The sequence below is a fragment of the Pseudomonas sp. MH9.2 genome (assembly GCF_034353875.1).
Lineage (GTDB): Bacteria > Pseudomonadota > Gammaproteobacteria > Pseudomonadales > Pseudomonadaceae > Aquipseudomonas.
Genome location: NZ_CP133784.1, coordinates 591,365 through 603,596, shown reverse-complemented (window position 1 = coordinate 603,596; position 12,232 = coordinate 591,365). Strand labels below are relative to the sequence as shown.

The window sequence follows — 12,232 nt, the reverse complement described above, 5'->3', positions numbered from 1 at the left end:
GCGGGCGTTGTCAGAACGAGCGAATAATCCGGCCCAAGGTCTCCATGGCCTGTTCCGACGCATCATCCCACGGGCTACCGTAGTTGAGGCGGATGCAGTTACGAAAGCGCTGGGTCGGGGAAAATATCGGCCCGGGCGCGATGCTGATGCCTTGGGCCAGGGCCATCTGGAACAGCTTCAGGGAGTCCATGTGTTCGGGTAGCTCCAGCCACAGGAAATACCCGCCTGCGGGCTGGCTGACCCGCGTCTGCGCGGGGAAGTGGCGGGCGATGGCACTGAGCATGGCGCTTTGTTGTTCTTCCAGGGCGTAGCGCAGTTTGCGCAGATGCCGGTCATAGCCACCATGCTGCAGATAATCGGCGATAGCCGCCTGAGCGGGCATCGACGCGCACAGCGATGTCATCAGTTTCAGTCGCTCGATTTTCTGCGCATAACGTCCCGCGGCAACCCACCCGATTCGGTAACCCGGCGCCAGGCTTTTAGCAAACGAGCCGCAATGCATTACCAGCCCTTCAGTGTCGAAGGCTTTCGCCGGCTTCGGCGCTTGCGGGCTGTAATACAGTTCGGCGTAGACGTCATCTTCAATCAACGGAACCTGGTGCTGGCGCAGCAATTCCACTAACTCGCGTTTCTTGGCTTCGGGCATGGAGGCGCCCATCGGGTTCTGAAAGTTGGTCATGCACCAGCACGCTTTGATCGGGTGGCGCTCGAGGGTTTGTGCGAGCACGCCCAGATCGATGCCATCGCGTGGGTGCACCGGAATTTCCACGGCTTTGAGCTTCAGGCGTTCCAGCACTTGCAGGCAGGCATAGAACGCCGGGGCTTCTATCGCGACCAGATCCCCCGGCTCAGTGACCGCTTGCAGGCACAGATTCAGGGCTTCCAGCGCGCCGTTGGTGATCAGCAGTTCCTCTATGGGCAGCATCAGGCCGCCGACCATGTACCGTAACGCTATCTGCCTGCGCAGTTGCGGGTTGCCCGGTGACATGTCGGTGACCACCATGCGCGGGTCCATCTGCCGGCTCGCGCTGGCCAGCGAGCGTGCCAGCCGTTGCAGTGGAAACAGCGTAGGGCTTGGGAATGCCGAGCCAAACGGCACGGTCTGCGGATCTTTGATCGAGTCGAGTACCGAGAACACCAACTCGCTGACATCCACCTCAGTGGACTCACTGGCCTGTGTGCTGATCACCGGCTCGGAAAACTGCCGTAGCGCATTATTGTTGACGAAGTAACCGGAGCGCGGCCGCGCCCGGATCAGTCCGCGTCGCTCCAGCAGGTAATAGGCCTGGAACACCGTCGAGGGGCTGACCCCATACGTCTGGCTGGCATAACGCACCGAGGGCACGCGCTGGCCGGGGCCGAGCACCCCGGAGCGAATCAGTTCAGCGATATCGTCTGCAAACTTTTCATAACGTTTCATCGGTTCTCGCTGACTGGCGGTCTGACGGGGAAGTGAGGCAGGCACCACTTTAAAGGGATCAGCGATTGAGCGGGGCGACAAACCGGCTTTTTGCCAGGCTGCGTACGTTCGCATCATCGCTGTCCACCACTTCAAAACTGATGCTTTGCGAACTGCTGCTTGGGTGTTCGGCGATCATTGTCACGGACACTGGAAAATCGAAGATTTCCCCCGCAGCGAGGCTGACCTCGGTTTTACCCTGCAGCTGGAAGTCGTCCCCATCGACAAGCGCCAGATGATACTGCTGACGCTGCTGGGTTTTGTTGATGATTTTCAGGCTGTAGATGTTTTCGATCTGGCCTTGGCTGTTTTCCCGGAACAGGCCCCGGTCCTTGCTGACATCCAGCGACACCATCGGCCGCTCGACCAGCGCCAGCACCAGCGCGCCGATCATCACCAGCAATACGGCGCAGTAGCCGATCAAGCGTGGCCGCAGCAGACGGGTTTGACCGCCTTGCAATACGGCTTCCGAGGTGTAACTCACCAGACCACGGGCATAGCCCATTTTGTCCATGATCGAGTCACACGCATCGATACACGCGGCGCAGCCAATGCATTCCATCTGCAAGCCGTCACGGATGTCGATACCGGTCGGGCACACCTGCACACACATCTGGCAATCGATACAGTCACCCAGACCCACTGACGCTGGATCGACCTCACGTTTACGCGGGCCACGGTTTTCACCGCGAGCGGCGTCGTAGGAAACGGTGAGGGTGTCTTTGTCGAACATCACGCTTTGAAAGCGCGCATAGGGGCACATGTGCATGCAGACTGCTTCACGCAGCCAGCCAGCATTGATATAGGTCGCACCCGCGAAAAACAGGACCCAGAACAGACTGACGCCACTCAACTGCAAGGTCAGCAGCTCATTGGCCAGCGGTCGAATCGGGGTGAAATAGCCGACGAAGGTCAGACCGGTCAATACGCTGATCGCCAGCCACAGACTGTGCTTGGCCGAGCGCCGCAGCAGTTTTTTCATGCCCCAGGGCGCGGCCTGAAGTTTGATCCGCTGATTACGCTCACCCTCGGTGAGCTTCTCGCACCACATGAAAATCCAGGTCCAGGAACTCTGCGGGCAGGTGTATCCGCACCAGACTCTTCCTGCGAACACCGTGATGGCGAACAAGCCAAAGGCACAAATGATCAGCAATGCCGACAGCAGAATGAAGTCTTGCGGCCAGAACGTCGCGCCGAAGATATGAAATTTACTGTCGGCCAAATCCCAAAGGACAGCCTGGCGTCCGCCCCAATCGAGCCAGACGGTGCCGAAGAACAGCAGGAATAGAAACCCCGCGCCACTAACACGTAAATTACGGAACAGCCCGGTAAAACTGCGGGTATGAATCAAATGATCACTGGACTTGACCTTCACGTTTGCTCTGGAAGGTTCGACGCGTTCAATGATCTGGACAGGAATTCTTTCGCTCATGGTCGGATGCTCATCAGCCCGTATCAGGCGGCTGAACTATGGCCGAGCATCTGGTTGCATAACAGACTCAGGTATTTGAATAAAAAGCGGATCAGATTGGAGGCTTGCCCAGGCTTTGGCACGGGCAATGCAGTGTCGTATTTCGTGGAGTCAGGTGTTTCCGCAGGGAAGGGGCTACTGATCCTCGTCCCGAATGCCAATTACTCCCGGACTGTTCCAGCGTTTGACAGGTTGTACCTTGGGGCTGTGCAAATCACTCGGGCTATTGCCAAAGCCCGGTCTAAGCTGTCACTCGCGGCTAAACCGTTTTGAACTTTTCCCACCTGGATGGGCTCGGAAACTAGGCGGGCCGATCCGGTGTGCCGTCGCTGGCAGTCGGCTGCTGAACACCTGTTTTGTTCAATGCTGGGTGTAAACATACAGTTCCTAAATGCACGGATTCTGCTGAAGAGCGTCTTTAAATGGGCGTGAGGAGTGATGCTCGATGAATGTGACCGCTGATCAGCCCTACGGCCCGGATTCTTTGGCCAGTGACGTTCCACACCCGACCCGACCTCTGTCTTTGACCCAGGCCCTGCAATTACCGCGGATCGTGATCGAAAACACGATGCCAGTGATTGAGGGGGGGTTATTTGCGGTAAAGGCAATCATCGGGCAACCGGTGAGTGTGACCAGCAAAGTATTCGCCGATGGGCACGACAAGCTGTCGGTGTTGATTCGTTGGCGTGCAGCCGATGAAGAGCACTGGCACAGTACTCACATGCAAGAGCTGGTCAATGACAGCTGGGAAGGCGAATTCACCCCGACGTCAGTCGCCCTTTACGTCTTCAGGCTCGAGGCCTGGATCGATCAGTTCGCCAGCTATCGCTATGAGTTGCGAAAAAAGCATGGCGCTGGGGTGCCGATCCATCTGGAGTTGGAGGAGGGTCGCGTTCATTTAGTCCAGGCCGCTGAACGCAGCCAGGTCGAACTGCGACAGCAAATCAGTGCAGTGATCGAGCGGTTTGGGCAGAGCGAGCCCGCGGCCCAGGTCGCGTTGCTGCTGCACAGTGAAACGGCGGCGCTGATGGCCCAGGCCGAGAATCATGCCTACCTGAGCCGTAGCGTCGAATTCCCGCTGGATGTGGAGCGTGAACGGGCGCAGTTCGCCAGTTGGTATGAGTTGTTTCCGCGTTCGGTGACTGAAGATCCGACGCGCCACGGCACCTTCAATGACGTGCTGTTTCGTCTACCGATGATTCGAGACATGGGTTTCGATGTGCTGTATTTTCCGCCGATCCATCCTATCGGCCGCGCCCATCGCAAGGGGCCGAATAACTCGCTGCAAGCGGGGCCTGATGACCCGGGTAGCCCTTACGCCATCGGCAGCGCCGACGGTGGGCATGACGCGATTCACTCGGAACTGGGTAGCCGCGAGGACTTTCGCAATCTGGTGAAGACCGCTGCTGAGTATGGGCTTGAGGTTGCTCTGGATTTTGCCATCCAGTGCTCGCAGGATCATCCGTGGCTCAAGGAGCATCCGGGCTGGTTCTCCTGGCGCCCGGACGGCAGCATCCGTTACGCGGAAAACCCGCCGAAGAAATACCAGGACATCGTCAACGTCGACTTCTATGCCCCCGACGCGATCCCCAGTTTGTGGCTGGAGTTGCGTGACATCGTCCTGGGCTGGGTCGAGGAGGGCGTAAAAATCTTCCGCGTCGATAATCCGCACACCAAACCGCTGCCTTTCTGGCAGTGGATGATTGCGGATATTCGCAGCCAGTACCCTGAGGTGATGTTCCTCGCAGAAGCGTTCACCAAGCCAGCGATGATGGCGCGGCTGGGCAAGGTCGGGTATTCCCAGAGCTATACGTATTTCACCTGGCGCAACACCAAGTCCGAGTTGGCGGAGTATTTCACCCAGCTGAATCAGTTGCCGTGGCGAGATTGCTACCGGCCGAACTTCTTCGTGAACACGCCCGATATCAACCCGTTCTTCCTGCATGAGTCCGGCCGCGCAGGCTTCTTGATTCGTGCGGTGCTGGCAGCCATGGGCTCGGGCCTGTGGGGCATGTATTCCGGGTTTGAGTTATGCGAGGCAGCGCCGGTGCCTGGCAAGGAAGAGTACTTGGACTCGGAGAAATATCAGCTGCGGCCACGGGATTACAACGCGCCGGGCAACATCATTGCCGAAATTGCTCAACTCAATCGTATTCGTCGACAGAACCCTGCGCTGCAAACGCACTTGGGCCTGAAAATCTACAACGCCTGGAATGACAATATTTTGTATTTCGGCAAACGCAGCGCCGATGGCAGCAACTTTGTTCTGGTGGCTGTCAGCCTCGACCCGGTCAACGCCCAGGAAGCGCATTTTGAATTGCCGTTGTGGGAAATGGGTCTGCCTGACGACGTGGCAACTGCGGGTGAAGACCTGATGACGGGCCATCGCTGGACCTGGTATGGCAAAACGCAGTGGATGCGTATCGAGCCTTGGCATCAACCTTTCGGCATCTGGCGTATTCAGACCACGGATTAAAAGGAATCAACGATGGCAAAGAAACCCAGGCATGCAGCCTTCATCAATGACCCGCTGTGGTACAAGGACGCGGTCATTTATCAGGTTCATGTAAAGTCATTTTTTGATTCAAATAACGATGGGATCGGCGATTTCCCCGGCCTGATCGCCAAACTCGACTACATCGCCGAGCTTGGGGTCAATACTGTCTGGCTGCTGCCATTCTACCCCTCGCCACGGCGTGATGATGGCTATGACATTGCCGATTATCGAGGCGTACATGCCGATTACGGCACAATGGCCGATGCCAAGAAGTTTATCGCTGAGGCCCATGACCGTGGTCTGCGGGTGATCACTGAATTGGTCATTAATCACACCTCGGACCAGCACCCATGGTTCCAGAAAGCCCGTGCGGCCAAGCGTGGCTCCAAGGCACGGGATTTTTACGTGTGGTCGGACAGTGATCAGAAGTACGACGGCACCCGAATCATTTTTCTCGACACCGAAAAGTCCAACTGGACCTGGGACCCGGTTGCCGGCCAATACTTCTGGCACCGTTTTTATGCCCACCAGCCAGACCTCAACTTCGACAATCCGCATGTGATGGATGCGGTACTGCAAGTGATGCGCTACTGGCTGGACATGGGCATCGACGGCCTGCGCCTGGATGCGATCCCGTATCTGATCGAGCGCGACGGGACTAATAACGAAAACCTGCCCGAGACCCATAAGCTACTCAAGCGGATCCGTGCTGAAATCGACGCCAACTACCCTGACCGCATGCTGCTGGCCGAAGCCAATCAATGGCCGGAAGACACGCAGCTGTACTTCGGTGATACAAAAGGCAATGACGGCGATGAGTGCCACATGGCATTCCACTTCCCGCTGATGCCGCGTATGTACATGGCCGTGGCACAGGAAGACCGCTTTCCGATTACCGACATTCTGCGCCAGACGCCCGAAATTCCTGCGAACTGTCAGTGGGCAATTTTCCTGCGCAATCACGATGAGCTGACCCTGGAAATGGTCACTGATCGCGAGCGTGATTACTTGTGGAATTACTACGCCGCCGACCGCCGGGCCCGGATCAATCTGGGCATCCGTCGGCGTCTGGCGCCGTTGGTACAGCGTGATCGACGTCGCGTCGAGTTACTCAACAGCATGCTGCTGTCGATGCCCGGCACGCCGACGTTGTATTACGGTGACGAAATCGGCATGGGCGATAACATTTATCTGGGCGACCGCGATGGCGTGCGCACGCCGATGCAATGGTCCATTGACCGCAACGGCGGCTTTTCCCGTGCTGACCCGGCAAGCCTGGTGCTGCCGCCGATCATGGACCCGCTGTACGGGTATCAATCGGTCAATGTCGAGACCCAGAACAACGACCCGCATTCGCTGCTGAATTGGAATCGACGGATGTTGACGGTGCGTAAGCAGCAGAAAGCATTCGGCCGGGGCACCTTGAAAATGCTGTCGCCCACCAATCGGCGAATTCTGGCCTACACCCGTGAGTACACAGGGCCGGACGGCAAGACCGAAATCATTCTGTGTGTGGCTAACGTCTCCAGCGCGGCTCAGGCGGCGGAACTTGAGCTGTCGCCGTTTGCTGGCATGGTTCCGGTTGAGATGCTCGGTGGCAGCGCATTCCCACCTGTCGGCCAGCTTCCGTACCTGCTGACGTTGCCACCCTATGGCTTTTATTGGTTCCTGCTGGCGGCGGAAAACCAAATGCCGAGCTGGCATGTTGAACCAGTGAAAAGCATGCCGGACTTCCCGACCCTGGTGTTGAAAAAACGCCTCGAAGAACTACTGGACGAGCCGTTGCGCAGCACCATGGAGAAGACGTCGTTGACGCTTTATCTGCCTAAGCGCCGTTGGTTTGCGGGTAAGGACAAAGCCATCGATCAGGTGAGCATTATTTACGCAGTGCGCTTTGGCGACGCACAGCATCCGGTGTTATTGAGTGAAATTGAAGTCACTGCGGGCGATCATCAAGGTCGCTACCAACTGCCTTTCGGTCTATTGGCCGAAGATGACATCAGCAGCGCATTGCCTCAGCAGTTAGCGCTGGCTCGCGTACGGCGCGGCCGTCAAGTCGGCCTGATTACGGACGCTTTTACGCTGGAGACGTTCATTCGCGCGGTCATCCAGGGCATGCAGGCCAGGACGGTTCTGCCGTGCAGCGAAGGCGAGTTGCGCTTTGAGCACACCACAGCAATGGACAGCTTGGGGTTGCACAACGAATCCGAAGTACGTTACCTCTCGGCTGAGCAGTCGAATAGCTCCGTGGTGGTCGGTGGCAGCCTTGTCCTGAAAATGATCCGTCGTGTCAGTGCGGGCACTCACCCGGAACTGGAAATGGGCGCGTACCTGACTGCAGCCGGCTTTGGGTATATATCACCGCTGCTGGGTTCGGTCGTGCGTATCGATAAACAAGGGCAAAGCAATTTACTGATGATTGCTCAGGGTTATCTGAGCAATCAGGGTGATGCCTGGGAGTGGACCCAGAACAACCTTGAGCGGGCGGTGCGTGATGAGTTGTCCTACGGCCGTTCTGAGCAGGAACAGCATTACAACGCCTTGTTGGAACTCTCGGATTTCGCTGCCTTGTTGGGGCAACGTCTTGGCGAGATGCACCAAATACTGGCAGCGCCGACCGATAATCCGGATTTCGCCGCCGAACCCACCGGTGTCAAAGACAGTCAGCAATTGGGTAGCAGCGTGGTGGCTCAACTGGAGCGTGCCTTGCAGTTGCTCGAACAACACGCAGTCAGTCTTGAACCGGTCGACCAAGCCCTGGTCACTGAGCTGCTGAGCAAGCGCAAGCAGGTGATGGCTTACATTCAGGCGCTGGCAAAACGTTCTGTGGGCGGCCTGCGTCTGCGCGTGCACGGTGATTTACACTTGGGGCAGGTACTGGTGGTAAAAGGTGATGCCTATTTGATTGACTTTGAGGGCGAACCCGCGCGTTCATTGACTGAGCGCCGAGCCAAATACAGTCCGTTCAAGGATGTCAGTGGTGTGTTGCGGTCATTCGATTACGCGGCGGCCATGGCGGTGCGCAATGCGCGAAGCGTGGACACCTCGGCTGAAGCCGCGACCGCTCGAGAACGCGTGGCGCAAACCTATTTGACCCAGGCTCGTCAGGCCTTTCTCGACGGTTATCGCCGGGCGACCACTGACCTGGCCCACGGCTGGAAAGATGCGAAGGGCGAAAGCGCCACGCTGGAATTATTTACCCTGGAAAAAACTGCCTATGAAGTTGTCTACGAAGCCGAGCACCGCCCCAGCTGGTTGGCCGTACCTTTGCAAGGCTTACGTGGGCTGCTGACCTTGTCTGATGGAGAATTATAATGAATGCACCTAAGGAAAACGGCAGGGGCATATCGGGATTGCTGCCCGGGGCCGCCGATATGGATGCGTTGATCCGCGCCGAACATCATGACCCATTCTCCATGCTTGGCCCCCGTGACGATGGTGCGGGCGGGCAGTTTATCCGTGCGTACCTGCCCGACGCGTTAAGTGTGAAAGTGCTGTCGCGTGAGGGTGAGCAGGAGCTGGGGACCCTTGAAATGAGCGAGGTACCGGGTTTTTTCGCTAGACACTTTCCTCGCGCGCAGCCTTACTTATTGAAAATTAACTGGGCTGGCGGTGAGCAAATCACCGAAGACCCTTACAGCTTCGGCCCTTTGTTGGGCGAGATGGACCTGTATTTGTTCGCCGAAGGCAATCACCGGGACCTGAGCAGTTGCTTGGGGGCGCAGGTCAAGAATGTCGACGGCATCGACGGTGTGCGCTTTTCTGTATGGGCACCCAATGCGCGGCGCGTGTCGGTGGTCGGCGGTTTCAATAATTGGGACGGTCGTCGTCATCCAATGCGCTTGCGTCACCCCGCAGGGGTTTGGGAAATATTCATTCCCCGGCTCAAGCCCGGCGAAGCGTACAAATATGAAATTCTGGGCGCCAATGGAATTCTGCCACTCAAGGCCGACCCTATGGCTTTGGCCACCCAATTGCCGCCAGACACGGCGTCGGTGGTGGCAGCACCGTTGCAATTCGACTGGCAAGACAATGGCTGGATGCAATCGCGGGGCGAGCGTCACGTGGCGAGCGCGCCATTGTCGATCTATGAGTTGCATGCGGGGTCCTGGCAGCTCGATCACAGCGATGAATTTGTTGTTCGTCAATACAACTGGCACGAACTGGGCGAGCGCCTTATTCCCTATATCAAGGAGCTGGGCTTTACCCATATCGAACTGATGCCAATCATGGAGCATCCGTTTGGCGGCTCTTGGGGTTATCAACCGCTTTCGCAGTTTGCCCCGACGGCTCGTTTCGGCTCGCCAGATGACTTTGCTGCTTTCGTCAACGCTTGCCACCAGGCCGATATCGGCGTGATTCTCGATTGGGTGCCCGCGCATTTCCCCACCGATGCTCACGGTTTGGCGCAATTCGATGGCACTGCGCTTTATGAGTACGGCAATCCGCAGGAAGGTTTCCACCAAGATTGGGACACGCTGATTTACAACCTGGGCCGCACAGAAGTGCATGGTTTTATGCTCGCGTCGGCATTGCATTGGCTCAAGCATTTCCATGTTGATGGCCTGCGTGTGGATGCGGTGGCCTCAATGCTTTACCGCGACTATTCACGCAAAGCGGGGGAATGGGTGCCCAATCGCCATGGCGGTCGAGAAAATCTCGAAGCCATTGATTTCTTGCGCCATCTCAACGACGTGGTAGTACTGGAGGTGCCCGGCGCGATGGTCATCGCCGAAGAATCCACTGCCTGGCCTGGCGTCAGCCAGAGCACGCAGCAAGGCGGTTTGGGCTTTTCCTATAAATGGAACATGGGCTGGATGCACGACACCCTGCATTACATGCAGCAGGACCCTATCCACCGCGCCCATCACCATGGGGAGCTGAGTTTCGGCCTGATCTATGCCTGGTCCGAGAAGTTCATCCTGCCGATTTCCCACGATGAAGTGGTGCACGGCAAGCATTCGCTCATTGATAAAATGCCTGGTGACCGTTGGCAGAAGTTCGCCAATTTGCGTGCTTATCTGGCGTTCATGTGGACGCATCCAGGCAAAAAGCTGTTGTTCATGGGCTGTGAGTTTGGCCAATGGCGCGAGTGGAACCACGACGAGCAACTGGATTGGTATTTGTTGCAGTACGCTGAACACATCGGCGTGAAGAAACTGGTGAGCGATCTCAACCGAATTTATCGTGAAGTACCGGCACTTCACGAACAGGATTGCGTGCCTCAGGGGTTTCAATGGGTCATCGGTGATGACGCGGCCAATAGCGTTTTTGCCTGGTTGCGCTGGAGCAAGGAGGGCGATCCGGTGTTGGTCGTCGCTAACCTGACGCCTGTGCCCCGTGAGAGGTATCGCATCGGTGTTCCGTTCGCCGGGTTGTGGACCGAGCTGCTAAACAGCGATGCGAGCACCTATGCGGGTTCTAACGTCGGCAATGGTGGCGGCGTGCAGACCGACGACAGTAAAAGCCATGGAATGCCGGTGTCATTGGCGCTGAACCTGCCGCCTTTGGGTGTGTTGATCCTGCGGCCAAAGCTGGATTGATGTTGCCGGGTGCTGCGGCTTGACGCGCCGCAGCGCTCATCCTCACTCTCCGTTCTCCACCATGCCATTGCGGCGAGACAGCAGTAGGGTCAGTGACAGGCCTGCCAACGACAGCACTGCTGCAACGAAGAAAATCCACGCATAACCCAGTCCCAGGGCAACGCCGCCCATGACCGGCCCGGCAATGGCCAGCGCCAGGTCGAAGAACACTGCATATGCACTCAAACCCGCGCCCCGACTGGCGGTCGGTACCTGTTTGATTGCCTCGACACCCAGCGCCGGGTAGACCAGCGACAGGCCGAAACCAGTCAGCCCTGCACCGATCAGAGCGACTGCGGTCGTGGGTGAGATCCACAGCAATGTCAGGCCGAGGGTTTCGATGGACATACAGGCCATGGCGGCATTGAAACCGCCAAATCGGTTGATCGCGTTGATGAAAACCAGTCGCGAGAGGATAAAACAAACGCCGAAGACCGTCAGACAATACGCCGCGCCGTGCCAGCCTCGGCTTAGGTAGAACAGCGTGATAAACGTGGTTAGGGTGCCGTAGCCAATGGAGGCCAGGGTCAGGCTCAGGCCGAATGGAGCCACCCGGCCAAACACCGACCAGAAGGGTAGGCGTTCACCATGGATCACGGGTACTGACGGTTTGTTGCGAATCAACACCAAGGCCAGCAACGAGACAATAGACAAGGCAACTCCCAGGCTGGCAAAGCCCAGGCTGTCGACCAACACCACACCGACCGGCGCGCCGATGGCGATAGCGCCGTACGACGCAATACCGTTCCAGGAAATCGCCCGCGCAGTGTGCCCCATACCGACTTGGCCGATGCACCAACTGATTGTGCCCACGCCGATCAGTCCTTGTGCCACGCCAAGAAACACACGGCCGATGATCAGTATCGTCAGGCTCACTATGGGCATGCTGTCGAGCAGTGTCGCTAGCAAGGTCAGCAGACCACTGACGGCAATGCCCGACAGACCATACACAATCGCGCGTTTGGTGCCGATGCTGTCTGCAACACGCCCAGCCAAGGGCCGACTGAGCAGCGTTGCCAGGTACTGTGAGCCGATGGTCCCCCCGGCGATGACCGTGCTGAAACCCAATTGATCGTGGACGTAACCTGGTATCACTGCGATTGGCAGGCCGATGCATAGGAAGGCAATGAAGGTATAGAACACGATGGAGACGATCTGCAGAGTGATCGACATGGAGCTGGATGATTGAGTCTGGAGGTGCGGAGGTTGTACGGCAGACATGG

6 protein-coding genes are annotated in these 12,232 nt (G+C 57.5%); 3 read left to right on the top strand and 3 right to left on the bottom strand.

The window, feature by feature from the left end; genetic code table 11:
* Positions 1–10 precede the first annotated feature (10 nt).
* Together mapR and ccoG are read right to left on the bottom strand one after the other, a co-directional pair.
* On the bottom strand, positions 11–1,420 hold the full coding sequence (gene mapR, locus RHM55_RS02735) for a GntR family transcriptional regulator MpaR (protein ID WP_322179402.1): 1,410 nt from the start codon (positions 1,418–1,420) through the stop codon (positions 11–13).
* A 58-nt stretch (positions 1,421–1,478) separates the two neighbouring features.
* On the bottom strand, positions 1,479–2,891 hold the full coding sequence (gene ccoG, locus RHM55_RS02730) for a cytochrome c oxidase accessory protein CcoG (protein ID WP_322179401.1): 1,413 nt from the start codon (positions 2,889–2,891) through the stop codon (positions 1,479–1,481).
* A 484-nt stretch (positions 2,892–3,375) separates the two neighbouring features.
* Between ccoG and RHM55_RS02725 the strand changes: the two genes are divergently transcribed.
* Genes RHM55_RS02725 through glgB form a run of 3 tightly spaced genes read left to right on the top strand, consistent with a single transcriptional unit; the run spans position 3,376 to position 10,970 of the window.
* A complete protein-coding gene (locus tag RHM55_RS02725; RefSeq protein ID WP_322179400.1) occupies positions 3,376–5,406 on the top strand; it encodes an alpha-1,4-glucan--maltose-1-phosphate maltosyltransferase in 2,031 nt (676 codons plus the stop codon).
* Between the two features lie 12 nt (positions 5,407–5,418).
* On the top strand, positions 5,419–8,742 hold the full coding sequence (treS, locus tag RHM55_RS02720) for a maltose alpha-D-glucosyltransferase (protein WP_322179399.1): 3,324 nt from the start codon (positions 5,419–5,421) through the stop codon (positions 8,740–8,742).
* Positions 8,742–10,970, top strand: a complete 2,229-nt coding sequence (gene glgB / locus RHM55_RS02715; protein WP_322179398.1) for a 1,4-alpha-glucan branching protein GlgB — start codon at positions 8,742–8,744, stop codon at positions 10,968–10,970. Before treS ends, glgB begins: the two co-directional genes overlap by 1 nt.
* A 42-nt stretch (positions 10,971–11,012) precedes the next feature.
* On the opposite strand, the gene RHM55_RS02710 is transcribed toward glgB, so the two are convergent.
* Positions 11,013–12,230, bottom strand: a complete 1,218-nt coding sequence (locus tag RHM55_RS02710) for an MFS transporter (protein ID WP_322179397.1) — start codon at positions 12,228–12,230, stop codon at positions 11,013–11,015.
* Positions 12,231–12,232 lie beyond the last annotated feature (2 nt).

What these genes read in the sequence shown, in the direction of transcription:
- mapR (WP_322179402.1), bottom strand. Translation starts at nt 1,420, where the DNA reads ATGAAACGTTATGAAAAGTTTGCAGACGATATCGCTGAACTGATTCGC.
- ccoG (WP_322179401.1), bottom strand. Translation starts at nt 2,891, where the DNA reads ATGAGCGAAAGAATTCCTGTCCAGATCATTGAACGCGTCGAACCTTCC.
- RHM55_RS02725 (WP_322179400.1), top strand. Translation starts at nt 3,376, where the DNA reads ATGAATGTGACCGCTGATCAGCCCTACGGCCCGGATTCTTTGGCCAGT.
- treS (WP_322179399.1), top strand. Translation starts at nt 5,419, where the DNA reads ATGGCAAAGAAACCCAGGCATGCAGCCTTCATCAATGACCCGCTGTGG.
- glgB (WP_322179398.1), top strand. Translation starts at nt 8,742, where the DNA reads ATGAATGCACCTAAGGAAAACGGCAGGGGCATATCGGGATTGCTGCCC.
- RHM55_RS02710 (WP_322179397.1), bottom strand. Translation starts at nt 12,230, where the DNA reads ATGTCTGCCGTACAACCTCCGCACCTCCAGACTCAATCATCCAGCTCC.